Annotated in this window: 23 protein-coding genes; 15 read left to right on the top strand and 8 right to left on the bottom strand. The window is 65.1% G+C overall.

Features of this window, described 5'->3' with window-relative positions; genetic code table 11:
- Nucleotides 1–177 precede the first annotated feature (177 nt).
- From IP68_RS02915 to IP68_RS02900, 4 genes are all read left to right on the top strand, one after another.
- Entirely contained in the window at nt 178–585 is a 408-nt protein-coding gene (locus IP68_RS02915) for a hypothetical protein (protein ID WP_054133676.1), read from the top strand.
- A gap of 20 nt (nt 586–605) precedes the next feature.
- Nucleotides 606–917: an HPr-rel-A system PqqD family peptide chaperone gene (locus tag IP68_RS02910; protein ID WP_054133462.1), complete on the top strand. Its 312-nt coding sequence runs from the start codon at nt 606–608 to the stop codon at nt 915–917.
- Nucleotides 918–1,014: 97 nt separating this feature from the next.
- The gene (locus IP68_RS02905; protein ID WP_054133461.1) at nt 1,015–1,908 is read left to right on the top strand and encodes an HprK-related kinase A; all 894 of its coding nucleotides are present in this window, start codon (nt 1,015–1,017) and stop codon (nt 1,906–1,908) included.
- Nucleotides 1,905–2,942, top strand: a complete 1,038-nt coding sequence (locus tag IP68_RS02900) for a nucleotidyltransferase family protein (RefSeq protein ID WP_054133460.1) — start codon at nt 1,905–1,907, stop codon at nt 2,940–2,942. Before IP68_RS02905 ends, IP68_RS02900 begins: the two co-directional genes overlap by 4 nt.
- 1 nt (nt 2,943) lies before the next feature.
- On the opposite strand, the gene IP68_RS02895 is transcribed toward IP68_RS02900, so the two are convergent.
- Nucleotides 2,944–3,636 carry an HAD hydrolase-like protein gene (locus tag IP68_RS02895; RefSeq protein ID WP_054133459.1) on the bottom strand — a complete coding sequence of 231 codons (693 nt, stop codon included), beginning with the start codon at nt 3,634–3,636 and terminating at the stop codon, nt 2,944–2,946.
- Nucleotides 3,637–3,730: 94 nt separating this feature from the next.
- On the opposite strand from IP68_RS02895, the gene glmU reads away from it, so the two are divergent.
- From glmU to IP68_RS02865, 7 genes are all read left to right on the top strand, one after another.
- Entirely contained in the window at nt 3,731–5,089 is a 1,359-nt protein-coding gene (gene glmU, locus IP68_RS02890; RefSeq protein ID WP_054133458.1) for a bifunctional UDP-N-acetylglucosamine diphosphorylase/glucosamine-1-phosphate N-acetyltransferase GlmU, read from the top strand.
- A 50-nt stretch (nt 5,090–5,139) separates the two neighbouring features.
- Nucleotides 5,140–5,571 (top strand): ribbon-helix-helix domain-containing protein, encoded by a 432-nt coding sequence (locus IP68_RS19655; RefSeq protein ID WP_082382075.1) that lies wholly within the window; start codon nt 5,140–5,142, stop codon nt 5,569–5,571.
- Nucleotides 5,568–5,945, top strand: a complete 378-nt coding sequence (locus IP68_RS02880) for a type II toxin-antitoxin system VapC family toxin (protein WP_054133456.1) — start codon at nt 5,568–5,570, stop codon at nt 5,943–5,945. The genes IP68_RS19655 and IP68_RS02880 overlap by 4 nt, the downstream gene beginning before the upstream one ends.
- Nucleotides 5,946–5,960: 15 nt before the next feature.
- The gene (glmS, locus tag IP68_RS02875) at nt 5,961–7,784 is read left to right on the top strand and encodes a glutamine--fructose-6-phosphate transaminase (isomerizing) (protein WP_054133455.1); all 1,824 of its coding nucleotides are present in this window, start codon (nt 5,961–5,963) and stop codon (nt 7,782–7,784) included.
- An 18-nt stretch (nt 7,785–7,802) separates the two neighbouring features.
- Complete coding sequence (locus tag IP68_RS02870; protein WP_054133454.1) at nt 7,803–8,198, top strand: GFA family protein; 396 nt, start codon at nt 7,803–7,805, stop codon at nt 8,196–8,198.
- Nucleotide 8,199: 1 nt separating this feature from the next.
- Nucleotides 8,200–8,391, top strand: a complete 192-nt coding sequence (locus IP68_RS20065) for a hypothetical protein (RefSeq protein WP_150126177.1) — start codon at nt 8,200–8,202, stop codon at nt 8,389–8,391.
- Nucleotides 8,392–8,569: 178 nt separating this feature from the next.
- A complete protein-coding gene (locus IP68_RS02865) occupies nt 8,570–10,921 on the top strand; it encodes a bifunctional diguanylate cyclase/phosphodiesterase (protein ID WP_231683646.1) in 2,352 nt (783 codons plus the stop codon).
- Between the two features lie 15 nt (nt 10,922–10,936).
- Here IP68_RS02865 and purQ read toward each other — a convergent pair whose 3' ends face one another.
- The gene (purQ, locus tag IP68_RS02860; protein ID WP_054133452.1) at nt 10,937–11,611 is read right to left on the bottom strand and encodes a phosphoribosylformylglycinamidine synthase subunit PurQ; all 675 of its coding nucleotides are present in this window, start codon (nt 11,609–11,611) and stop codon (nt 10,937–10,939) included.
- Nucleotides 11,611–11,841 carry a phosphoribosylformylglycinamidine synthase subunit PurS gene (gene purS, locus IP68_RS02855; RefSeq protein ID WP_054133451.1) on the bottom strand — a complete coding sequence of 77 codons (231 nt, stop codon included), beginning with the start codon at nt 11,839–11,841 and terminating at the stop codon, nt 11,611–11,613. The genes purQ and purS overlap by 1 nt, the downstream gene beginning before the upstream one ends.
- A 170-nt stretch (nt 11,842–12,011) precedes the next feature.
- On the opposite strand from purS, the gene IP68_RS20425 reads away from it, so the two are divergent.
- A complete protein-coding gene (locus tag IP68_RS20425) occupies nt 12,012–12,161 on the top strand; it encodes a hypothetical protein (RefSeq protein ID WP_162892532.1) in 150 nt (49 codons plus the stop codon).
- 12 nt (nt 12,162–12,173) lie between these two features.
- Here IP68_RS20425 and IP68_RS02850 read toward each other — a convergent pair whose 3' ends face one another.
- Nucleotides 12,174–15,152: a pitrilysin family protein gene (locus IP68_RS02850; protein ID WP_197275702.1), complete on the bottom strand. Its 2,979-nt coding sequence runs from the start codon at nt 15,150–15,152 to the stop codon at nt 12,174–12,176.
- A 127-nt stretch (nt 15,153–15,279) separates the two neighbouring features.
- Nucleotides 15,280–16,059 carry a phosphoribosylaminoimidazolesuccinocarboxamide synthase gene (purC, locus tag IP68_RS02845; RefSeq protein ID WP_054133449.1) on the bottom strand — a complete coding sequence of 260 codons (780 nt, stop codon included), beginning with the start codon at nt 16,057–16,059 and terminating at the stop codon, nt 15,280–15,282.
- Between the two features lie 198 nt (nt 16,060–16,257).
- Here purC and IP68_RS02840 point away from each other — a divergent pair, with 198 nt between their 5' ends.
- The 3 genes from IP68_RS02840 (at nt 16,258) to IP68_RS02830 (ending at nt 21,227) form a co-directional block, all read left to right on the top strand.
- A complete protein-coding gene (locus IP68_RS02840) occupies nt 16,258–17,022 on the top strand; it encodes a crotonase/enoyl-CoA hydratase family protein (RefSeq protein ID WP_054133448.1) in 765 nt (254 codons plus the stop codon).
- A gap of 83 nt (nt 17,023–17,105) precedes the next feature.
- Entirely contained in the window at nt 17,106–19,409 is a 2,304-nt protein-coding gene (gene parC, locus IP68_RS02835; protein WP_054133447.1) for a DNA topoisomerase IV subunit A, read from the top strand.
- A 78-nt stretch (nt 19,410–19,487) separates the two neighbouring features.
- On the top strand, nt 19,488–21,227 hold the full coding sequence (locus IP68_RS02830) for a bifunctional diguanylate cyclase/phosphodiesterase (protein ID WP_054133446.1): 1,740 nt from the start codon (nt 19,488–19,490) through the stop codon (nt 21,225–21,227).
- A 16-nt stretch (nt 21,228–21,243) separates the two neighbouring features.
- Here the strand turns inward: IP68_RS02830 and IP68_RS02825 are convergent, their stop codons facing one another.
- The 3 genes from IP68_RS02825 to IP68_RS02815 are packed head-to-tail and all read right to left on the bottom strand — an operon-like array spanning nt 21,244 to nt 23,617.
- The gene (locus IP68_RS02825) at nt 21,244–22,437 is read right to left on the bottom strand and encodes a CCA tRNA nucleotidyltransferase (RefSeq protein WP_054133445.1); all 1,194 of its coding nucleotides are present in this window, start codon (nt 22,435–22,437) and stop codon (nt 21,244–21,246) included.
- Complete coding sequence (locus IP68_RS02820) at nt 22,434–23,030, bottom strand: CoA pyrophosphatase (protein ID WP_054133444.1); 597 nt, start codon at nt 23,028–23,030, stop codon at nt 22,434–22,436. The genes IP68_RS02825 and IP68_RS02820 overlap by 4 nt, the downstream gene beginning before the upstream one ends.
- Entirely contained in the window at nt 23,027–23,617 is a 591-nt protein-coding gene (locus IP68_RS02815; RefSeq protein ID WP_054133443.1) for a DUF1285 domain-containing protein, read from the bottom strand. Before IP68_RS02815 ends, IP68_RS02820 begins: the two co-directional genes overlap by 4 nt.
- Between the last annotated feature and the right edge of the window lie 16 nt (nt 23,618–23,633).

The following is a 23,633-nucleotide window of genomic DNA, read 5'->3' as shown; positions in this document are numbered from 1 at the left end:
CATCGGTGATGCGGTGGGGCCTTGCGATTTACCTCTGGCGTCCGGCGTGTCCCGTGAAAGGACACCGGATCAAATGCCTTGCCTTGGCCGGTTGATGGTCCTTAAGCTCGTGCAAACATGTGCGCCGACCGTGCCGGGCACCAGGGAATTGCAGATATGAGCGCTGACGACAGCAAAATGGGTGATACCGGCCAGGATGATTCGCGCGGGATCGACATGCGCGCAGCGGCATCGCGGCGCACGCTGCTGATCGGCGCAGTCGCCACCTCTGCCGTGGTCAGCATCCGGCCTGCGCTGGCGCAGACCGCAGGCTCGGTGCTCAACTGCACCATCCCCGTGCCCGAGCGCGGAAAGGGCATGTTCATCGACGCCTCGGGCAAGCTGGTCTCCCCAGATACCCCGGGAGCGTTCCCGCCTTCGCCGCGCGATTTCACCGGCGAGGAAGTGCGCCAGGCGCTGCAGGGGCGCAACCTGCCGGGCGCCTCGCGCGAACAGTCTCAGGCCTATCTCAACTATATCCGCAAGCTGCAGAACGGCCAGAGCGGCTTTACCTGCTACGCCTCGCTGCAGATGCCTCGCCGCTGATTGCGAGGCGCCGCGCGTATATGGCCTTGCCCCGCTTCTCAGCCTTGCCCGCTTCCGCGCTGAAGCGCGTGTCGCTCGGCGGGCTTGAGGCGATCTATCACGTGCCCTCCGGCATCACCCATCTGCTCGCCGAGCCGGTTCCCGATCTGCTCGACGCGCTCGCGCAGCTGCCTCCGGGAGAATCGGTGACCCCCGCACAGGTGCTGGCGCTGGTCGCGGAACGGTTCGATATCGTCGGCGACGAGCCCGGAGAAGCCCCCGAGGCGGTGGTCGCCGAGCGGCTTGCCGAGCTTGGCGCGCTGGGGCTGGTCGTGATCGCGCGCGATGCGTGACACGCTTGCATCAGGGTGATGTAAATCCGCTGCACTTGGCCGCCTAACCCCCTGTTTCCATTTTGTCCGCGTGCCCGCTGCCTGTAAGGCGCGATGCATGCGCCACTCCTGTTCCATCACTGTCGGACCGGCCCGATTCCGCATCGGCAGTGACTGGCGCGCGCCGGTGGATCAGCTGCGCGCATTGTATCAGGATTACCCGCAGGACGAGGGTGTTCCCGATTTCACCGTGCGGTTGCAGGCGACATCCGCCTTGCGCCGGTTCGTCAAGCCGCAGGTGGCGATCGCGGGCGATTTCACGCTGCCCGATGCCGCGCCTTTGCCGCTCGAACAGGGGCTGCTCGCGGCCGAAATGGCGATGAACCTGCAAATGGCTCTGGGCTGGCGGCGGCATCTGCTGCTGCACGCCAGCGCGGTATCGCGCAATGGCCGCGCGGTGGTGATGACCGGCGTCTCGGGCGCGGGCAAATCCACGCTTTCGGCGCTGCTGGGCGAACGCGGCTGGCGGTTTCTGGGCGACGAGTTCGTGCTGCTCGATCCGGATAGCGGGATGATCGTGCCGTTTCCGCGCCCGGTCAGCCTCAAGAACGCTGCGATCGCCGCGATGGAGCGCGAGGTCGATGACGAGACCCGATTCGGTCCGGTGATGCGCGAGACGCCCAAGGGCACAATCCGTCACCTGCGCCCGCGCACCGAGGCGGTCGAGCTGATGGCGCGCGAGACGCGGCCGGCGCTGCTGCTCTTCCCGCGCTTCGGCTTTCCGCGCGCGGTGCGCCGGGTCGACGAGGCGGAGAGCTTCGTCCGGCTCACCCAGGCCTCGACCAACTATGTCGCCCTGGGCGAACGCGGGTTCGATGCGCTGACCGGCTTTGTCCGCGCGATGTCCGCCTGCGCCATCGATTATTCCGATGGCGAGGAGGGCGTCGAGATGGTCGAGCGTCTGTGGTCCGAACAGGGGGGCAAATTGGGGGCAAGGGCGGCCGCGGCATGAGCGATGGCTGGTCGGTCGCGCGCGCGCTCACCGATCCGGGGTCGGTCGCCGGGCTCGATCCGACCGGATGGACGCATCTGCTGTCCGCCGCGCGCGCACTCTCGCTGATCGGAACGCTGGCGGAAGTGCTCGCCGATGCGCCGGTGCCGCCCGATGTCGTCCGCGTGCTTGCCGATGTGCGTCATTCCAATGTCGCCGGCCAGCGTCAGGCGCTGTGGGAAGCCGAGTGCGCAGCGATGGCGCTCGCCGATTATCCCGGCAAGGTCGTGCTGCTAAAGGGCACCGCCTTTGCTGCGGCCGGATACGACGCTGCCTTAGGTCGCTCGATCGGCGATCTCGATATCCTGGTCGAGCGCGCCGGACTCGATCAGGTCGAAGCGCTGCTGCTCAAGGCGGGGTGGGAGTGGGTCAAGCCCGATCCCTATGACGATGCTTATTACCGTCAGTGGATGCACGAGCTGCCGCCGCTGATCCATGCAACACGGGACCGGATGATCGACGTCCACCACACGATCCTGCCGCTGACCGCAGGGCCAAGGCCCGATGCCGCCGCGCTGGTCGCCAGCGCGCGATTGCTTCCCTCGGGGCTGTATGTGCTCTCGCCCGCCGACATCATCTGCCACGCCGCAGCGCACCTGATCGCGGACGGGGACCTGTCCGGCGGGATGCGCAACCTGTGGGATATCGACCGGCTGGTGCGGCAGTTCGTTGTCGAAGAGCCAGGGTTCTCCGAAACGCTGGCAGAGCGGGCCAGACTGCACGGACTAAGCGACGCAGTGGGACGGGCCCTGCGGCTGTCGGCCCAGCTCTACTCCACTCCCATCATGTTCCTACGACCCGACCGGGCTCGCAATACCGTGCATGCGAGCGACATGCTCTTCCTGCGCCGCATCACCGCGGTCGACGGATGGGGCCGCAAGACCCGCAAGCTTACCCGCCAGGGCTTCTATATCCGCTCGCACCTTTTGCGCATGCCGCCTGCGATGCTGGCGCGCCACCTGTGGACCAAATGGCGCAAGGGGCATCGCGGTTAGGTCAGCCGTTTGCCGCGATCTGCTGCAGCGTCGGAATGAACTCGTTGTAATGATCGATGATCGCATCGGCCCCCAATGTGTCGACCGGCTGGTGCAGGAACCCGAAGCTCACCGCAACACAAGGGATGCCCGCATTGTGCGCGGCCATCACGTCATAGATGCTGTCGCCGATGAACGCGGCGGGCGTCGATCCCGGCTCGCCGCCGCTGCGGCGGATCATCTCGTCGATCGGCGCGCGATCGGGCTTGGACTTGCCCTTGCCCATGGTGTCGCCGCCGATGACGCAGGCGAAGCGGTCGATCAGGCCGACCTCGGTCAGCAATTTGACCGCGAACCTTTCGTACTTGTTGGTGACGACGGTCATCTTCACCCCCATCGCGTCAAACCGCGCCATCGCATCGAGCAGCCCGGGATAGGGCGGGGAGCCGCTGCCGAGATTGTCGCCATAATGATCGAGCAGGATCGGCAGATAGTCGAGCAGCGCCTGCGGATCGCTGTTGCCCGCGCGCTCGAGCCCCACCTGCAGCATGTGCTTGGCACCCAGGCCAACCATCGGCTTGACCTCTTCCAGGCTCAAAGTGGGCAGCCCCGCCAGCGCCAGCGTGTGGTTGACCGATACGGTCAGTTCGGGGCTGGTATCGAGCAATGTGCCATCGAGGTCGAAGCCAATGATTTGGTAGGGAAAGTCTGTCATGAGAGGCTGCATCGCCCGAAAAAGGTGGAAGATGCAAGCGGTTCGTGGCAAGGGTTTGTGCGATCTGCTTTGGGAAACGCGGAGAACTTAGAGTATGGGTGAGCAGGCGCTGGCTGCAATCATTTTGGCGGCGGGCCAGGGCACACGGATGAAGTCCGATCTGCACAAGGTGCTACACCCTGTTGCCGGGCTGCCGATGCTGCATCACCTGCTGGAAAGCCTGAGCGCGGCGGGGGCCGCGCGCCAGGTCGTCGTTGTGGGAGCACGCCGCGAGCAGGTGGAGGCATCGGTCGCGCCGCGCGGCGTCGCCATCGCCCACCAGGCCGAGCAACTGGGCACCGCGCATGCCGCGTTGCAGGCGCGGGAGGCGCTGGCCGATTTCGATGGCATCGCAATCGTGTGCTTCGGCGATACGCCGTTCCTGCAACCCGACACCATTCGCCGCCTGACCGATCGGCTTTCCGCAGCGGACGGCCCACGCGTTGCGGTGCTGGGCTTCACGCCCGATGACGCCAAGGCCTATGGCCGGATCATCGCCGATGCTTCGGGCAATATCGCCAAGATGGTCGAGTTCAAGGACGCGAGCGATCACGAGCGGGGCGTCAAGCTGTGCAATTCCGGCGTCACTGCGGTGCGCACCGCCGACCTCTGGTCGCTGCTCGACCGCGTCGGTAATAACAATGCGGCAGGCGAATATTATCTCCCGGATATCGTGATGCTGGCGATCCAGGACGGCGACCGCGCGGTGGTGGTCGAGACCGACCCCGACGAGCTGATCGGGATCAACAGCCGCGCCGAGCTCGCCGAAGCAGAGGCCATCTGGCAGGCGCGCCGCCGCGCGCGGGCGATGGCCGATGGCGCGAGCCTGGTTGCGCCTGAGACCGTGTGGTTCGCGCACGATACGATCGTGGGCCGCGATGTCGTCATCGAACCCAATGTGATGTTCGGCCCCGGGGTCACGATTGCCGACAACGTCGTGATCCACGCCTTCAGTCATATCGAGGGCGCGACGATCGCCAGCGGCTGTTCGGTCGGCCCGTTCGCGCGGCTGCGGCCCGGCGCTCAGATGCAGGAAGGGGCGAAGGTCGGCAATTTCGTCGAGATGAAGAAGGCGGTGCTGGGTCCCGGCGCCAAGGCCAGCCACCTGACGTATTTGGGCGATGCGACTGTCGGCGCAAACGCCAATATCGGCGCAGGCACGATCACCTGCAACTACGACGGCTATTTCAAATACCAGACCGTGATCGGCGAGAACGCGTTCATCGGATCGAACAGCTCGTTGATCGCGCCTGTGAAGATTGGCCGTGATGCCATTGTCGCGGCAGGCAGTGCCGTCAGCCGCGACGTCGCCGATGGCGAACTGCGTCTTGTCCGCGCGGAGCAGCTGGTCAAGCCCGGCTGGGCCGACCGCTTTCACGACGCGATGCGCCGGAAGAAGCGCGAGGGTAAGTGAGACGGCATCCGGCTTGACATGATATCATGATATGATATCAGTATATCACCATGCCCCGCATCCTCGCCGATCTTCCTGAAGATGACATCAAGTGGCTCGATCAGCTTGCTGCCGAGCAGGGCAAGTCTCGCGCCGCAGTTTTGCGCGAAGCGGTCGCTGCTTATCGTCCCCAAGCACCTCTTGACTGGATAGATCAGGGTTTCGGTGCGTGGAAAGATCGCGAGGACATCGGCGATGCAGTCGAATGGCAACGACGCGAGCGTGCTTCATCAACGCGCCCTTGGGATTTTGATTACCCTGAAGTTCGGGCTGAGTTTCCTGATCTTTTCGATGCGGAGGATGATCGAGAGCATGAGTTGCACAAGGCTTGGTTGGCTGAGAATGGACGAGAGTTAGGCGACGGATCTCTTTTGTCTGACAAGCCTTCGTTCGCCCCAGAAAGTAAGGCTCCAAATAAAAAAGCAAAGCGCGCAAACCCTTGAGCAGCTTCACCTTTGATAGCAACATTTTGATCGATACCCTTCGGGGCATCCCACAAGCTCGAACCGAACTTCGGCGAGCGGCTGAATTTGGCAAGATATGGGTAAGCCGAGCAGTTTGGATTGAGGTCCTTTCCAAGGGGCAAGGCACTGGCTTGAAGCGGGCAGAAGTGCTTTTGTCCGGATTCGGTATCGATGAGATCGATGGAGAAATAGCCGCGCGGGCTGCCTCCATGCGTCGCGAAAGGCAACGCTTGAAAGCCATGGACGCCATCATCCTGGCCACCGCGCAAATTCGCGGCCGGGTGCTTGTGACACGAAATACCAAGGATTTTCCGGCAGAGATGCCGGGTATCCGAGTCCCCTATCAGCTTTGAAAGGCACCTTCCTCAATGTGCGGTATCGTTGGAATCCTCGCCCGGCGCGATGTCGTGGGCGATCTGGTCGATGGTTTGAAGCGGATGGAATACCGCGGATATGACTCCGCGGGGGTCTGCACGGTGCACGACGGCCAGCTGGTGCGTCGGCGCGCGCAGGGCAAGTTGCGCAATCTGGTCGATGTGCTGGCGAAGGATCCCGCGCCCGGCCATGTCGGCATCGCGCACACCCGCTGGGCGACGCACGGCGCGCCGACGACATCGAACGCGCACCCACATGCCACGGACGAAGTGGCGCTGGTGCACAACGGCATCATCGAGAACTTCAAGCAGCTGCGCGATGCGCTGATCGCACGCGGTCGCCGTTTCGAGAGCGAGACCGACTCCGAGGTCGTCGCGCATCTGCTGAGCGAGCGGATCGAGGCCGGCGACAGCCCGCAGGACGCGGTCAAGGCCGTACTGCCGCAGCTGCGCGGCGCCTTCGCGCTCGCCATCGCGTTCCGCCAGTATCCGGATATGCTGATCGGCGCGCGGCTGGGTTCGCCTCTGGTGCTGGGCTATGGCGAGGGCGAGACCTATCTGGGTTCGGACGCGCTGGCGCTCGCTCCATTGACCCAGCGCATCGCCTATCTCGAAGAGGGCGACTGGGTGGTGCTGACCCGCGACGGCGCGCAGGTCTTTGACGCCGACAACGCTCCCGTAGAGCGCGAGGTCACGCTGTCGGGTGTGACAGGCGCGCTGATCGACAAGGGCAACCACCGCCATTTCATGCAGAAGGAAATCTTCGAGCAGCCGGTGGTCGTGGCGCAGACGCTGCAAAGCTATATCCGCTCGGTCGAACAGCAGGTGGCGCTGCCGCAGATGGACTTCGAGCTTTCGGACATCGACCGGGTGACGATCATCGCCTGCGGCACCGCATCCTATGTTGGCATGATCGGCAAATACTGGATCGAGCAGCTCGCCCGCGTGCCGGTCGAGGTCGATGTCGCGTCGGAATACCGGTATCGCGATCCGGTGCTCTCGCCCGGAATGCTGGGCGTGGTCGTCTCGCAATCGGGCGAGACCGCCGATACGCTGGCGGCCCTGCGCCACATGAAGGCGGGCGGGGTGACCACCGCGGGCATCATCAACGTTCCCACCAGCTCAATGGCGCGCGAGGTCGATCTGTTGCTGCCGACGCACGCGGGCCCCGAGATCGGGGTGGCCTCGACCAAGGCGTTCACCTGCCAGCTGGCGGTGATGGCGGCGCTTGCGGTCAATCTTGCGCGCGCCAAGGGGCGCCTCAGCCAGGCTGAAGAGGCCGAGATCGTGCGCCATCTGATCGAGGCTCCGGCAGCGATCAACGCGGCGCTGGCACATGATGCCGAGATCGAGGCGATGGCGCACACGATCGCGCAGGCGCGCGACGTGCTCTATCTGGGGCGTGGGCCGGACTATGCGCTGGCGCTGGAAGGCGCGCTGAAGCTCAAGGAAATCAGTTACATCCACGCCGAAGGCTATGCCGCAGGCGAGATGAAGCACGGCCCTATCGCGCTGATCGACGAGGCGGTGCCGATCATCGTCATCGCGCCCTCCGGCCCGCTGTTCGAAAAGACGGTGAGCAACATGCAGGAAGTGCGCGCGCGCGGCGGCAAGGTGGTGCTGATCTCGGATGCCGAAGGCCTCGCCGAAGCAGGCGAGGGGTGTCTTGCCACGATCGAGATGCCCAAGGTCCACCCGCTGATCGCGCCGCTCGTCTATGCCGTGCCGGTCCAGCTGCTCGCCTATCACGTCGCGGTCGCCAAGGGCACTGATGTCGATCAGCCGCGCAACCTGGCAAAATCGGTGACGGTGGAGTGACCGCAGGTGTCGCGTGCGATGCGCGCTGACAAGCAGGTCACGGTCACCGGCGGCTGTCACTGCGGGGCGGTGCGATTCGAGGCGGACGTCGCGCCGCAGGTGCGGCTGCTGGCGTGCAATTGCTCGATGTGCGACAAGACCGGGTTCCTGCATCTGATCGTGCCCCACCGCAATTTCCGGCTGCTGCAGGGGCAGGGGGAGCTTTCCAGCTATCGCTTCGGTACCGGTGCTGCGGAGCATCTGTTCTGTCGCACCTGCGGGGTCCGCAGCTTTTATCAGCCGCGATCGCATCCCCAGGCTTGGTCGGTCGATTTCCGCTGCCTGGACGACGACCATGGCCTGTCCGCCGACGTGGAAGCGTTTGATGGCCGGAACTGGGAAGTAGCCAGAGCGAGCCTCACCGACGACGAATGACATGCAAAAAACACAAGTGCATGGAAAACAATTGCACTTGTATGACAGAAGTTATGACCTATTTCCCGCTTCAGAGAGCAGGATGTCTGCACGGCAAATTCCAACCGTTCATCAGGAGTTCGTCATGCGTATCGCATTCAACCTGGCCGCTGCCTTCGTCAGCAGCGCCGTCATCATGCTGGCCGTCATCTGAACCACGTCCTTCGATCAATCGACGGAGCGGCCGGTTTTCCCTTTGCCTGCAGCGCGCGACATCACGCGGCTGCAGGCGAAGTGGACATCTCTCTCTCCCACCACGCCATCGCGCGTACCGATGCATTTACAAATCTGCCGGTTACGCTTCGCTAACTTTGTTTGGCTAGAACCGATGCGTGAGCACCACCAAACATAACCCGTCCACGGCACGCAATTTGCCCGTGATGGCCATTCTTGGCCTGCGCGATCCTGCCGAGGGGGATTGGGACCACTTCCGTGCGATCCAGTATACCGGGCTTGCTCGCTATGCGATTCTGCGCGTGGTGACCAATCTGGTTTTGGGTTTGATGGTGTGCCAGCTTTTCGCCGGTTTCGTGCCGCTCTGGCAGCTTGCCGGGTGGATGGCGATGCTGGGCGGGGCGCTGTATTTTCCCGCCATCGTCTATCGGCAGAGCGGCATGGTCAATCACGATCATGTCGCCCGCCGCTTCGTGCTGCAACTGGTTGCGGCCACCAGCCTCATCGCCTTTGTCTGGGCCATCCCGATATTGCTGTTCGCGCCGCAGGCCGGACCGATGGAGCTCGCCACGGTGTGGACCATACTGGCTGCATTGGTGGTCGGCGGCACCTTGCTGCTTAACGCGTTGCCGCTGGGCGCGGTGCTGTTCAACCTGGTGCTGATGGTGGCATCGATCATCGCCTTCGCGCGCGTCGGCGACATCGTGACCATCGGTGCGATCGTGTGCTTCTCCATCATGCTGGCGCTGTCCGGGTTCGAGAATGCCCGCGCCTTTCTGATGTTCAAGCTGTCCGAAGTCGGCCTGGCCGAAAAGGACGAGGTCGTCAGCCTGTTGCTGCGCGAGTTCGAGGAAGGCGATGCCGACTGGCTGTGGCAGATCGACGCCTCGCGCCGGATCGTCGCGGCCAGCCCGCGCTTTGCCTTTGCCGCCGGGCGCGAGGCCAAGGATATCGAGGGCATGCCCCTGACCCAGCTGATCGCGGGCAAGGCATGGGAAAGCGGCAATCTGCCGCCCAGCCTGCATGTGCTGTCGGACAAGCTGACCAAGCGCGAGAGCTTCTCCAATCTGGTGGTCAAGGTGCAGGGGGAGGACAAGACGTTCTGGTGGGAGCTGTCGGCTTCGCCGCGTTATGACGACAATGGTGCGTTCATCGGATTTCGCGGGGTCGGCTCCGATGTGACCGAAAGCCGCGAAAGCGCCGAGAAGATCGCCCGGCTGGCGCGCTATGACACGCTGACGGGCCTGCCCAACCGCCTGCAATTGACCGAAGCGCTCGACCGCGCGCTGAACGAGTGCGAGCAATGGAAGACGCGCTGCGGGTTCCTGATGATCGATCTCGACCGGTTCAAGTCGGTCAACGACACGCTCGGCCATCTTGTCGGCGACCGCTTGCTGGCGCAGGTGTCGCTGCGGCTGCGCTCGCTGATGGGCAAGGACGAGATGTGCGGCCGCCTGGGAGGCGACGAATTCGCCGTGGTGATGCGCGATACCGGCGATGGCCAGCGGATCGGCGACCTCGCCCATCGCATCATCGACGTGCTGTCGCGGCCCTATGAGGTGGACGAACACACGCTGTTCATCGGCGCCAGCATCGGATCGGCGCACGGGGTCCGCGACGGGCGCACCGTCGAGACGCTGATGCGCAGCGCCGATCTCGCGCTCTACCGGTCCAAGGACGAGGGCGGCGGCCGCCACAATGTCTACGAGCCCAAGCTGCACAGCCATGCCGAAGAGCGCCGCGTGATGGAAATGGCGCTGCGCAAGGCGCTCGAGAAGGACGAATTCACGCTGGCCTATCAACCGGTGGTCGATGCCGCGAGCGAATCTTTGGTCGGCTTCGAAGCCTTGCTGCGCTGGCACAACCCGGAATTCGGCCAGGTGTCGCCTGCGCGCTTCATCCCGCTGGCAGAAGACGCGCGGCTGGTGGTGCCGATCGGCAACTGGGTGCTGCACCGCGCCTGCCGCGAGGCGGTGTCCTGGCCGGCCGATGTGCGCGTTGCGGTCAATGTTTCCGCCGAGCAGCTTTACGAGCCTGACTTTGTCGAAACCGTGGTCGAGGCGCTGTCCGAAACGGGGCTCGCCCCGCAGCGGCTCGAACTCGAGGTTACCGAGAGCGTGTTCCTGCGCGAGGGGTCACGCGCGGGCGAGACGCTCGACCGCATCCTGGCGCTGGGCGTCGGGCTGTCGCTCGACGATTTCGGCACGGGCTATTCGGCACTTGGCTATCTCAGCAAGACACGGTTCACCACGATCAAGGTCGATCGCAGCTTCGTCCAGGGCGCAGCGCGCGGGATGCAGGAAAGCATCGCGATCATCCGCGCGGTCGTCGCCATGGCCGACAGCCTGGGCATGGCCACCACCGCCGAGGGGGCGGAGACCGAAAACGAGGTCCGCGTCATCCGCGAGCTGGGGTGCAAGAAAATCCAGGGCTATTATTACGGCCGCCCGATGGGCGCCGAGGACGTGGCCGAGATGTTTTCCGATCACCGCGCCGCTTTGTTCGGCTGACGCGGACGCTGAAGGTCAGGCGCGCTCGAGCACCGATTGCGCCAGCGCCTCGAACAGCCTTGCGCCATCGGTCCCGCCCTGCAGCGGCTCGACCATGCGTTCGGGGTGCGGCATCATGCCCAGCACGTTGCCCTTGGCGTTGAGCACGCCTGCAATGTCGCGCGATGATCCGTTGACCGGCTCGGCATAGCGGAACGCCACCTGGCCTTCGCCCTCGATCCTGTCGAGCGTGGCATCATCGGCGAAGTAGTTGCCATCATGATGCGCCACCGGAATCCGGATCGTCTCGCCCGCCTGGTACAGGCTGGTGAAGCGGCTGCTTGCATTCTCGACTGTCAGTCCGACCGTACGGCAGACAAAGCGGATGCCGGCATTGCGCATCAGCGCGCCGGGCAGCAGGCCGGCTTCGGTAAGGATCTGGAAGCCGTTGCAGATGCCCAGCACCGCAACGCCGCGCTCTGCGGCCTCGATCACAGCGCCGACCACCGGCGAACGCGCGGCCATCGCGCCCGAGCGCAAATAATCGCCATAGGAAAACCCGCCGGGGACCCCGATCAGGTCAAGGCCTTCAGGCAGCGTCTGTTCGCCATGCCACAGCCGGATCGGCGCGTGGCCGGTGACTCGCTCGATCGCCACGGCCAGGTCGCGGTCGCAGTTCGATCCCGGGAAGGTGATGACCGCCGATTTCATCAGACCAGCTCGACGCGGTAGTTTTCGATCACCATGTTGGCGAGCAGCTTGCGGCACATCGCGTCGATATCGGCATCGCTGGTGCCATCGGCGAGGGTCAGTTCGATCAGCCGGCCGGCGCGGACGTCTTCCACGCCGCCAAAGCCCAGACCTTCCAGCGCATGGTGGATGGCGCGGCCCTGCGGATCGAGCACGCCGTCTTTCAGGGTCACATGGATGCGGGCCTTCATCGGCGTCCTCCTGGCAGAATGAATGGCCTGCCCTATACCGTGCGCCAGCAAAGGGGCAAGGGGGCTCGGCGCAATATCGCGTGTTCACCGCTGCCGGGCGCGCGTTAACCTTCGTTAACAAGCCTGCGGAAAGGAGTGCGGCATAGCCTTTGCCTCGAAATGGGGGAAATATGGCTGGATTGGCACTCGCAATGTTCGTCGGACTGTTCGGCTTCGGTCATGAACTCGTCGGCTGGAACGATCCCAATGGCCATGTGCAGCTCGCGCTGTTCATGGCGTTCATCTTCGGGATCATCAGCGGCTATCGCACCCGAGGGTGATACCAGCAGCTCTCAGCGGGGCGCCGCATTGGTGGTGACCGGCCCGGTGCGCGACGCCAGCTGGCCCTTGTCGCCGGCTTCGTCGTAAAGCGACTGCACCAGCAGCGCGCGCTCGGGCGGAAGATAGGTTCGCGCCAGATCGAGCAGGTCTTCCGCGCTCACCTTGCCGAAAGCGGTGCCGCCGCTGCGGAAGCGCTCCAGCTTGGCAGGCTTGCTTTGTGCGGCATCGACGATCCCCAGCCATGCGGTGTTGGTCTTCACGCTGTTGGCGATGTTCTCCAGGATCGGCGTGCGCGCGCGGGCCAGTTCGTCAGCCGCGATCGGCGAGGGCGGGATCGCTGCGCCCGCCATCGGGGCAGGCGCGGAGAGCTCGCCCGCGATCTGCCGGATGGCCTGCGCGACGCGCTCGACATCCCCCGTCGCGACATTGGTGCTGATCTGGATATAGCCATAGCCCGGATAGATCGAGGAGGTGAACGAGCGCGCGACAGGCGAATAGCTCGCGCCCAGCTTCTCGCGCAGCTGGTCGGTGACCTTGATCTGCAGCAGTTCGGCCAGCAGCCGCAGCCGGACGTCCTCGCGATAGTCGTGGTCGTCGGTGGTCGGCCAGTAGAATTCGACGATCGCCTGATCGGCCTCGCCCTTGTGGTGCAGCACCCGCGGGGCGCGATTGTCGGTGAAGCGCCGGGCGCGCGCCTCGTCATAATCGCGGAACTCGGCCTCGCGCTCGGGCAGCGCGCCGAATGTTGCCGCGACTGCCACGATCGCCTCGTCCTCGTCGAAATCGCCGACCAGTCCGATCTCGATCGCGCCCTGTTGCAGCCGGTCGCTGATCGCGGACTTGAGGTCGTCGAAAGTCAGCTTCTCGAAAACCTCGCGCTCGGCGAGCGAGAAGCGCGGGTCGTTGTCCGACAGGATCGCGCCGATCTGACTGCCGATCGCGCCTTCCGGCGTGGCGTTGAGCCGCGCATAGAAATTGGGCAGATAGCTGCGATACTGGTTGATCGCCTCGCTGCGATAGCCGGGATGCTGGGTGAACGCGGTAAGCACCTGCATCTGCAGCGCCAGGTCATCGGGGGTGGTGGCCAGATAGCCGCCCAGATAATCCTCGCCCGATCCGAAGTTGAGCGAGACCGCGCGGCCTGCGAAGATGGTGTAAAGGTCATCCAGGCTGTGCGCTTCCAGCCCGCCGCGCACGAAAATGTTCATCAGGCTCGTGGCTTCGGGCTTCTCGCGCGATGCCAGCAGATCGCCGCCATCGATGCGCAGCGAGACCAGCACCCGGTTCTTGTCGAAATCGGTCTTCTTGAGGTTGAGCCGGACGTTGTTGGCAAAGCGGATGGTGCGGATTCCCAGGTCCTCGATGGTCGCATCCGCCACCACCGCGCCGGGCGCTCCGAAGTCCTGATAGGCAAAGGCCTGCGCATCGCGCGTCTTGGGCTTGGTCACCCTGGTCTTGCGCGCATCGGCAAAGGCGGTGCGGATCGCCTGTGCGCCGCCTTCGGGATCGACCTTGGTGGACAGATGGATCAGCGGCTTGTCCAGCGTGCCGAAGTCCTCGCGCACCGCCTTGAGCAGCATCTTGGGCGTCAGGCTGTCGCGCAGCGCGACGAACCGTTCAAGCTGGCTTTCGGGCGTGGTGACGATCATGCCATCCTTGGCCATCGCCAAAATCTGGTCGGCAAGCTGGTCGTTGGGGCGGGTCTGGTTTCCGCGCACCGCATTCTCATAGCCGGTGGTGAAGTTGGCGAGCTGCTCGGCAAGCTCCGCGTCGGTAAAGCCGTAGCGCAGCGCCGCGCGGACCTCGCGCTCGGCAGCGGCAAGGCCGCGCTGCCATTCGCCATCGCGGACGGCGACGTTGAGCACCGACTGGTTGGCGATCTTGTAGACATCCGACCGGCCGATCGAGGCGCCGACATAGGGCGCATTTTCCTGCCGCGCGATCCGGCCCAGGCGGCGCCCGATGATGTTGTAGCCTATCGCGCGGGTCAGCTTGGCGCGGCGCGCGGCGCGGCTGTCGGCTTCCTCGACATAGGGCGAGAAGCGCACCACCGTTGCGACCTCGTCGATCGCGGGATGGGCAAAGATGTTGGCCTGGTCGGTGCGGGTGACGTCGATCCGTCCCAGCGGGACGTCGGGCGCCTCGCCATGCCGGGCCTGCCAGTTGCCGAAAGCGGCAATGATCTTGGCCTCCATGGCATCGACATCGAGATCGCCCACCACGACGAGCGTGGTGCGGCCGGGAGTGTAATAGCGCTCGTAGAAGCTGCGGAACCGTTCGGCCGGCGCGGTCTCGATGACGGTCTTGTCGCCGATCGGCGATCGCGTGGCGAGCCGGGTCTCGGGAACCGAAAATTCGAACAGCGATTCGCGGTTGCGCTGCGCGTAGTTGGCGCGGGTGCGCAGCTCGGACAGGATCACGCCGCGTTCGCGCTCGATCGCCTCGGGCGCAAAGCTGATCTCGCTCGCGGTCTCGCGCAGCAGGTAGAGCGCGGTGTCGACCGTCTCAGCGTTCACATTGGGCAGGTCGAGCAGATAGCCGGTCTGATCATAGCTGGTGAACGCATTGGTATCCGCCCCGAACGCCAGCCCCAGCCGCTCGAGGATCTTGATCATCTCGCCTTCGGGCACGTTGGTGGTGCCGTTGAACGCCATATGCTCGATGAAATGGGCAAGGCCGCGCTCATCCTCCGCCTCGGCGGTGGAGCCAACATCGATCATCAGTCGCATCACCGCGGTGGTCGCGGGGGTGGAATTGTGGCGGATGGCATAGCGCATGCCGTTGGGCAGCACGCCGAAGCGGATCGCGGGATCGGCGGTCAGGTCGCTGCCGGCATAGTGCCACGCCGCGGCAATCGCGGCCTCGTCGCGCACCGCCGGGGCAGATGCCGCCTCAACCGGCGGCGATGTGTCAGGACTGGCGAGCGAGGGCGCCGGACAAAGCGAAAAGGCGGCAATGGCCAAGGAGGCCAACACCATGCGTCCGGTCACATATGACAGCCTCTCGCCTCGATCCATCTCCGCCCGCTTGTTGCTTGCTTGGGCGGAAAATGTTGCATGGGCGCAGGGCCCACGCAAGATGACGGAAACGTAAAGCGGTCAGGCGCGTTTGGCGCGCTTATTTGCCCTTGCGGCGACGGTGGCTGTCGAGGTCGAGAACCTCGTTTTCGCCGCCCTCGTTGAGCAGGCCCAGACGCCGTGCGACCTCCTGATAGGCCTCGACTTCGCCGCCCAGATCGCGCCGGAAGCGGTCCTTGTCGAGCTTCTCGCCGGTCTCGAGATCCCACAGGCGGCAGCCATCGGGGCTGATCTCGTCGGCCAGGATGATGCGCGAGAAATCGCCGTCGAACTGGCGGCCGAACTCGAGCTTGAAGTCGATCAGACGGATGCCGATCGCGGCGAACATGCCGCACATGAAATCGTTGATGCGGATCGCCATCGACGAGATGTCCTGCATCTCTTCCTGCGTCGCCCAGCCGAAGCACGCGATATGCTCTTCTGCGACCAGAGGATCGCCCAGCGCATCGTCCTTGTAGCAATATTCGATCAGGGTGTGCGGCAGCGGCTGGCCTTCTTCGAGGCCCAGACGGGTGCAGATCGATCCCGCAGCGACATTGCGCACGATAACCTCGATCGGCACGATCTCGACCTGGCGGATCAGCTGCTCGCGCATGTTCAACCGGCGGATAAAGTGCGTGGGGATGCCGATATGCGCGAGGCGCGTGAACACATACTCGCTGATGCGGTTGTTGATCACGCCCTTGCCGTTGATCGTGCCCTTTTTCTGGGCGTTGAACGCGGTGGCATCGTCCTTGAAATACTGGATCAGCGTGCCGGGCTCGGGTCCCTCATAGAGGATCTTGGCCTTGCCTTCGTAAATCTGGCGGCGGCGGGTCATTGGCTCGTAACTCCGATAAAATGCATGACGCCCCGGTGCGGCGGCCAAAGCGCGCAGAGCCGGGGCGTAGTTCAGCGCCCCTATAGCCGCTTGCTGCCATGGGCGCAATTGTGCTGTCCAGTTGCCAATTCCGGTTAACGTGTCGCACACCGTGCATGGTATCGTTGCGGTGAAATCGAGGGAGCACAAGGCAGGGCCATGAACGTCAAGGTCGATCACAAACAGGCGGTGGCGATCGTCACCATCAACCGCCCCGAGCGGCGCAACGCGGTCGATTCCGCCACCGCTCTGCAGCTGTTGGAGGCGTTCGAGGCGATCGATGCCGATGACAGCGTGCATGTCGCGATCCTGCATGGCGCGGGCGGGCATTTCTGCGCCGGGGCCGATCTCAAGGCCTTGAGCGAGGGCGACAAACGCCCGGTGACCGACGCCGGAATGGCGCCAATGGGTCCCACCCGGATGCAGATGACCAAGCCGGTCATCGCCGCGATCGAAGGCTATGCGGTGGCAGGCGGCATGGAGCTGGCCCTGTGGTGTGACATGCGGGTAATGGCGGAGACCGCTCGAATGGGCGTGTTCTGCCGCCGCTTCGGGGTGCCGCTGGTGGATATGGGCACCATCCGCCTGCCAAGGCTGATCGGCCATTCGCACGCGATGGATCTGCTGCTCACCGGGCGCGAGATCGGCGCCGCCGAAGCGCACGACATCGGGCTGGCCAACCGCGTGGCGCGGCATGGCGGCGCGCTCGAACTGGCGGTGGAGCTCGCCACGCAGATCGCGGCCTTTCCGCAGACCTGCCTGCGCAATGACCGGGCGAGCGCGCTCGCGCAATGGTCGCTGGATGAGGCAGAGGCGATCGCGCTGGAAGCGCAGCTTGGCCGCGCGACGATCAGCAGCGGAGAGACGCTGGAAGGCGCTGGCCGCTTTGCCGGCGGCAAGGGTCGGCACGGCTCGTTCGCCTGACGCCGGTCCGGCGCGCATTTTTCCCCAGAAAACCGGGCCAACCCTCTCGCCTTGCGGCATTCGCGCTGCTACCCGCCTGAAGCATGGCTAAAGACGCGAGCGCCGGGTCTGGCGACGATATCCCCGAAATCGAGAACACGTCCTTCGACCGCGCGCTGTCGGAACGGTATCTTGTCTATGCGCTCTCCACCATTACCGCGCGTTCGCTGCCCGATCTGCGCGATGGTCTGAAGCCGGTTCACCGCCGCCTGTTGTGGGCGATGCGCCAGCTCAAGCTCGATCCGGCGAGCAGCTACAAGAAGAGCGCGCGCGTCGTCGGCGATGTCATCGGCAAATACCACCCGCACGGCGATGCGTCGGTCTATGACGCGATGGTCCGCCTCGCGCAGGATTTCGTGCTGCGCTATCCCCTGGTCGATGGGCAGGGCAATTTCGGCAACGTCGATGGCGATAACGCTGCGGCCTATCGCTACACCGAAGCCCGGCTGACGCGCACCGCGATCGAGCTGATGGCCGGGCTCGACGAGGGCACCGTCGCCTTCAAGCCGACCTATAACGGCGAGGAGGAAGAGCCTGAAATCTTCCCCGGGCTGTTCCCCAATCTGCTCGCCAACGGCGCCAGCGGCATCGCGGTGGGCATGGCGACCTCGATCCCGTCGCACAATGTCGCCGAAGTGATCGACGCGGCCGACATGCTGATCGACAATCCGGAAACCACGCACGAGCAGATCATGCAGGTGTTCCGCGGCCCCGATTTTGCCACTGGCGGGCTGCTGGTCGACAATGCCGAAACGATCAGCCACGCCTATCGCACCGGGCGCGGCGCCTTCCGGCTTCGCGCGCGCTATTCGACCGGCAAGGATGCCGAGGGCAACTGGGAGCAGACCGGCATCGAGAAGCTGCCCGGCGGAACCTGGCAGCTGGTGCTCAGCGAAATTCCGTATCAGGTGCAGAAGGGCAAATTGATCGAGCAGATCGCGACGCTGATCGCGGAGAAGAAGCTGCCGATCCTCGCCGATATCCGCGATGAATCGGACGAGACGATCCGCATCGTGCTCGAGCCCAAGAGCCGCAATGTCGATCCCGATGTGCTCAAGGACAGCCTGTATCGGTTGAGCGATCTGGAAGTCCGCTTTCCGCTCAACCTCAACGTGCTCGACGAGACCCGCACGCCAGGCGTGATGGGGATCAAGCCGCTGCTCGAATCCTGGCTGCGGCACCAGATCCTCATCCTCACCAACCGCAGCCGCCACCGGCTCGACAAGATCGCGGCAAGGCTCGAGCTGCTGCGCGGCTATATCATCGCCTATCTCAACCTCGACCGGGTGATCGAGATCATCCGCACCCAGGACGAGCCCAAGCCGGTGATGATGGCCGAGTTCGAGCTGACCGACCGCCAGGCCGAGGCGATCCTCAACATGCGGCTGCGCTCCTTGCGCAAGCTCGAGGAGATGGAACTGCGGCGCGAGCACGACGCTCTGGTCAAGGAGGCCGAGGGGCTGGAGAAATTGCTCGCCGATCCGAAGCTGCAGAAGAAGCGGCTCAAGAAGGATCTGGCGACGCTGCGCGCGCTGTATGCGGAAACCACCGAGCTGGGCCGCCGCCGGACCGACCTGCGCGAAGCCGCCCCCGCGCGCGAAATTCCGCTCGAAGCGATGATCGAGCGCGAGCCAGTGACGGTGATCATGTCGCGGCGCGGGTGGATCAAGGCGATGAAGGGGCACGCGGACCTCGCTGTCCCTGAAATCACCAAGTTCAAGGAAGGCGATGGCCCCGCCTTCGCCTTCCACGCGCAATCGACCGACAAATTGCTGATCGCGCTCGACAATGGCAGGTTCTACACGCTGGGCGCGCAGAACCTGCCCGGTGCGCGCGGATTTGGCGAGCCGGTGCGCAACATGCTCGATATGGAGAACGAGGCGCAGATCATCGCGCTGATGCCCTATGATCCTGCAGGCAAGCTGCTGCTCGCCGCGTCCAACGGGCGCGGTTTCCTGGCCGAAATGGCCGAGCTGATCGCGGAAACGCGCAAGGGCCGGCAGGTCGTCAACCTGAAGCCTGGTGTGCGGCTGATGGTGATCCGCAACGTTCCTGCCAGCGCCGATCACGTCGCTGTGGTGGGCGAGAACCGCAAGCTCGTGGTGTTCCCGCTCGGCGAACTGCCGGTAATGGCGCGCGGGCAGGGGGTGCAGCTGCAGCGCTATCGCGACGGATCGCTGGCAGATGCCACCACCTTCCGGCTTGAAGAGGGGCTGAGCTGGACGATGGGCGGCGATAGCGGGCGGACGCGGACCGAGAAGGACATGGGGCTATGGCGCGTCGCGCGCGGCGCGGCCGGGCGGCTGCCGCCCAATGGCTTCCCGCGCAACAACCGCTTCGATGGCTAGAAAAACCTTTGTTTGGCCGCGACTTTTTCACCGACGTTTAAGTTAATTTTACATTTTCGCGGCTAGACGTTGATACATATGGCCAGCCCAACTCCGCCCCCCAGAACGCGCGCCAAGCCGTTGCCGGATTCGCTTGTATCGGATGCGTTCTCCGGCGGGCATCCCGGCTTTGCGGCGGTGCTCGATCCGCTGCCTATCCCCGCAGCGGTGGTGACGCGGGTCGATGGGGCTCCGCAGATCGTGATGGCCAACCCCGCATTCGTCGATCGTCAGCTGATGCCTGGCGCCGTATCGGCCATCGATGTGGCGCTGCTGACCGAGCTGGTGTCGGTCGCCAGCCGCAATGACAGTGGCAAGGCCAACCGCCCCTGGACCTCCGAGGATCCGGTCAAGACCCGCCGCTATGACGTGACCGCGGCGCGGATCGAGATGCCCGGGCTGGACTGGCCGCATTTTCTGGTGAGCCTGATCGACCGCACCAGCGAGATCGAGACGCACGACAGCTTCCGCCGCGAAACGATGCGCGACAGCCTGACCGGCCTGCCCAACCGGGCCGGGTTCGAGGACGCGGTCGAAAGCCGGCTGGCGGAACAGGGCAGCGATGGCCGCGTGACCACGTCGGGCTTTGCGATCATCACGCTCGATATCGCGCGCTTCAGCCAGATCAACGAATGCGCAGGCAGCGTGGTGGGTGACGAACTGATCATCACCGTCGCGCGCCGCCTGATGGGGCGAGTGCGCAAGACCGATATCGTCGCGCGGATCGGGGGCAATGAATTTGCGCTGTTCGTGCCGCTGCGCGGGTCGAACCCGCGCGAGCTTTCGCGGATCACCAGCCGCATCCGCGACATCTTCCTCAACCCCTATCGGCTGTCGGATCTCGAAATCCAGATCGACGGGGCGATCGGCATCGCGCTCAGCAAGCCCGGCCAGACCGATTGCGCCAACTACATCCGCCAGTCGCAGATCGCGCTCAAGCGCGCCAAGCGCACACGCCAGGCGGAAATCTACACACCTGAGGAACTCGACAAGGCCCGCCGCCGCTTCACGCTGGAAACCGAGTTGCGCAAGGCGATCGAGCTGGACCGGCTCGAGCTGTATTTCCAGCCGCTGATCGACATGAGCAACGGCTTCGTTACCGGATTCGAAGCGCTGGCGCGCTGGAAGGACCCGGATTACGGCATGATCTCGCCGGTCGAGTTCATCCCCGTTGCCGAGGAATGCGGGCTGATCCTGCCATTGGGGCGCTGGGCGCTGGACCGCGCCTGCCAGGTGCTCAACGAATGGGATGCCAAGGCGGGCGAGGTGCTGCCGCTCAAGGTCAGCGTCAACGTCTCCGCCGCGCAATTCGCCCGCGACGACATTCCCAGCATGGTTGCCAACATCCTGCGCGCCAACAAGACAAAGCCCGAGCGGCTGTGCCTGGAGCTGACCGAATCGGTGGTGGTGAGCGATCCCGCGCGCGCCGCCAAGGTGATGAGCGCCCTGCGCGCGCTCAACGTCTCGCTGGCGATGGACGATTTCGGCACCGGCTATTCCAACCTGGCCTATCTGCAGCAGCTGCCGATCGACGTGCTCAAGATCGACCGCAGCTTCATCTCGGACATGCTCAAGGAACGCGACAAGGTCGCCATCGTGCGCGCCATCCTGTCGCTGGCGAGCGCCCTGGGCATGGAGACCACCGCCGAGGGCATCGAGACGCTGGAAATCTCGCAGACCCTGGCTGCGCTCGGCTGTTCGTTCGGCCAGGGCTATTTCTATTCGCCGCCGGTCCCCGCCGACGAGGCCTATGCGTACATGATCACCCGCATGGGTTGATCGGCACCCGGGATCGTCAGGCCGCCGCCACCTGTGCAGCGATCTGGCGCACACGCTCGGGCTCGGGAAAATCCTCTGCAATCCAGCGGCGGCGCGTTTCGCCCAACACCCGCGCGACATCCGGCCCGGCGTGTATGCCCAGCGCCAGGATATCGCGCCCGCCCAGCGGGAATTCGGGAACCGACCAGCCCTTGAGGCTCTGCCAGCCCTGCGCCAGTGCATCGTCCGGGCCGCGCAGCAGCAGCCAGTTCGAAACCGTATCGGCAGGCTGCACCGCGGCTGCCACCTGCCGCGCAGTCCCGCTGTCGGGCCAGCGCGCGGCATAGCGCGCGAGCGTTGCCCGCTGCGCCTTGGACAGCCGCAACCGCGCAGCCACGGCCTCGGCGACGAGCGGGTCCGCCGGCAGCAGCGCCGCCAGCCGCACCAAGGGATCGGCCTTCGCACAAAGCTGCGCCTCGCGGGCGAGCAGCATCGTGAGCGTCTCCAGCCCGTCGCCCGCCATTTCGGGCAGGACCACCGGCCAGATTCCACTCTGCGCCATCAGCAGCGCCGCATCTGCAGGGTTGATGCTGCCCAGCAGCAGCAGCAGTTCGCGCGCGATCCGCTCGCGCGACAGCGCCTTCAACCGGTCCGCATGTCGGGCACAGGCCGCCAGCGCATCGGGATCGGCCGGGCCGCCGAAGCGCGCGTGAAAGCGGAACAGCCGCAGGATACGCAAATGGTCTTCCAGGATGCGCGCATCGGCATCGCCGATGAACCGCACCAGCCGCGCGGCCAGGTCCGCCTCGCCGCCAAAATAATCGGTGACCTCGAGCGTGCGCGGGTCGGCGAACAGCGCGTTGATGGTGAAATCGCGCCGCGCGGCATCCTCGCGCCAGTCGTCGGTGAAGGCGACCTCGGCATGGCGGCCATCGGTGGTGACATCGCGGCGCAGCGTGGTGATCTCGACCGGGCCTGCGGGCAGCACCGCGGTCACGGTGCCGTGCTCGATCCCGGTCGGCACCGCCTTGATCCCGGCATCGGCCAGCGCAGCCATAACCTGATCGGGCAGCAGCCGGGTGGCGATATCGACATCGACAGCGTCCACGCCCAGCAGCGCATCGCGTACCGCGCCACCGACATAGCGGCACTGGTCGCCGCCGGGGTCGAGCGCGGCCAGCATCGCGGCAAGGTCCGTGCGCTGCGTCCAGGCGGCGCTGATCCGGGTCATGCCATGATCCCTTCCAGCCTGCGCGAGAGGTTGGCGATAATCCCTGCGGTCACCCCCCAGATGCGCCGGCGGCCCCACATGATCTCGATATAGCGGCGCTCGGCGCCCTTCCAGTGGGTGCTGTGATGGGCGTGGTTGGCAGGGTCCAGCACGAAAGCGAGCGGGACTTCGAACCAGTCGGCCACCTCGCCCGGATTGGGGGTGTAGCTGAGGTCGGGCGGGATCACGCCCAGCACCGGGGTGATCGCAAAGCCGCTGCCGCTGCGATAGACATCCGCCTCGCCGATCACGCGGACATGATGCGGGGCAAGCCCCAGCTCCTCATCCGCCTCGCGCAGAGCGGCAGCAACGGCGTGCGCGTCCGTTGGGTCAATCTTGCCGCCGGGAAACGCGATCTGGCCGGGATGGCTGCGCAGATAATCGGGGCGCTGGGTGAGGATGACACCCGGTTCGGGCCGGTCGGTTACCGCGATCAGTACCGCAGCGGGAATATGCCTGCCGCCATCGGGGTCGATATGCCGCTCATCCACGACGGAAAGCCCGCTAGCGGCGCTGGCGGCAAGCGCATCGGAAAGCCTGGCAAACAGGCTCATGCAGCAGCGATCCTGTCCAGCCGGAAGCAGGTGCCGTCGCTCCAGATCGGAAGGCCGGCAGCGTCTGCGGCATCATCGCCCTGATCGCCAAGCGCCAGCTCGACCAGATCGTAAAAGACGCTGCGCTCGATCCGCGCCTCCAGTCCGCGCCACAGGCCCAGATAAGGACGCGGCTCTTCCGGGGTGCCGCGCAGGATCAGCGGGCGGTCCGCGCCGCACACCGCAAGCTCGTCGGTGTTCAGCCGGAACGCCAGCCGCCGCTGCTTGCCGCTGCCTTCGGACTTCACCTCGACCGCCAGCAGCGGAGCATCCTCCACCTCGATCCACTGTTTTTCGAACGGCGTGACCAGTGCATGGCGCCCGTCCTCCTCGCGGCGCAGCACGCTCGCGAACAGGCGGACCATCGCCGGGCGCGAGATCAGCCCGCCCTGATGATACCAGCGGCCATCGGCGGCGATGCGCATATGGCTGTCGCTCTCGGCCGCGGGCGACCATTGCTCGACCGGGGGAAGCTTGCGCGCGGCGACCAGTCCCGCAATCTCGGCGAGCGACAGGTCCTGCATTTCGGGGGGAGGATCATAGGGCATGGGGGATCAGATAAGC

It is taken from the genome of Blastomonas sp. AAP25, from assembly GCF_001295965.1.
GTDB lineage: Bacteria > Pseudomonadota > Alphaproteobacteria > Sphingomonadales > Sphingomonadaceae > Blastomonas > Blastomonas fulva.
This window is presented reverse-complemented; position numbering and strand designations above follow the sequence as displayed.

Bases quoted from the DNA above. Each gene is read 5' to 3' on its own strand.
- IP68_RS20425 (WP_162892532.1), top strand. From the start codon at position 12,012: ATGGCTGGATTGGCACTCGCAATGTTCGTCGGACTGTTCGGCTTCGGT.
- glmS (WP_054133455.1), top strand. From the start codon at position 5,961: ATGTGCGGTATCGTTGGAATCCTCGCCCGGCGCGATGTCGTGGGCGAT.
- IP68_RS02900 (WP_054133460.1), top strand. From the start codon at position 1,905: ATGAGCGATGGCTGGTCGGTCGCGCGCGCGCTCACCGATCCGGGGTCG.
- IP68_RS02815 (WP_054133443.1), bottom strand. From the start codon at position 23,617: ATGCCCTATGATCCTCCCCCCGAAATGCAGGACCTGTCGCTCGCCGAG.
- IP68_RS02910 (WP_054133462.1), top strand. From the start codon at position 606: ATGGCCTTGCCCCGCTTCTCAGCCTTGCCCGCTTCCGCGCTGAAGCGC.
- IP68_RS02820 (WP_054133444.1), bottom strand. From the start codon at position 23,030: ATGAGCCTGTTTGCCAGGCTTTCCGATGCGCTTGCCGCCAGCGCCGCT.
- IP68_RS02915 (WP_054133676.1), top strand. From the start codon at position 178: ATGGGTGATACCGGCCAGGATGATTCGCGCGGGATCGACATGCGCGCA.
- purC (WP_054133449.1), bottom strand. From the start codon at position 16,059: ATGACCCGCCGCCGCCAGATTTACGAAGGCAAGGCCAAGATCCTCTAT.
- purQ (WP_054133452.1), bottom strand. From the start codon at position 11,611: ATGAAATCGGCGGTCATCACCTTCCCGGGATCGAACTGCGACCGCGAC.
- IP68_RS02905 (WP_054133461.1), top strand. From the start codon at position 1,015: ATGCGCCACTCCTGTTCCATCACTGTCGGACCGGCCCGATTCCGCATC.
- IP68_RS02895 (WP_054133459.1), bottom strand. From the start codon at position 3,636: ATGACAGACTTTCCCTACCAAATCATTGGCTTCGACCTCGATGGCACA.
- purS (WP_054133451.1), bottom strand. From the start codon at position 11,841: ATGAAGGCCCGCATCCATGTGACCCTGAAAGACGGCGTGCTCGATCCG.
- IP68_RS02830 (WP_054133446.1), top strand. From the start codon at position 19,488: ATGGCCAGCCCAACTCCGCCCCCCAGAACGCGCGCCAAGCCGTTGCCG.
- IP68_RS02825 (WP_054133445.1), bottom strand. From the start codon at position 22,437: ATGACCCGGATCAGCGCCGCCTGGACGCAGCGCACGGACCTTGCCGCG.
- IP68_RS20065 (WP_150126177.1), top strand. From the start codon at position 8,200: ATGCAAAAAACACAAGTGCATGGAAAACAATTGCACTTGTATGACAGA.
- IP68_RS02840 (WP_054133448.1), top strand. From the start codon at position 16,258: ATGAACGTCAAGGTCGATCACAAACAGGCGGTGGCGATCGTCACCATC.
- IP68_RS19655 (WP_082382075.1), top strand. From the start codon at position 5,140: ATGCCCCGCATCCTCGCCGATCTTCCTGAAGATGACATCAAGTGGCTC.
- glmU (WP_054133458.1), top strand. From the start codon at position 3,731: ATGGGTGAGCAGGCGCTGGCTGCAATCATTTTGGCGGCGGGCCAGGGC.
- parC (WP_054133447.1), top strand. From the start codon at position 17,106: ATGGCTAAAGACGCGAGCGCCGGGTCTGGCGACGATATCCCCGAAATC.
- IP68_RS02870 (WP_054133454.1), top strand. From the start codon at position 7,803: ATGCGCGCTGACAAGCAGGTCACGGTCACCGGCGGCTGTCACTGCGGG.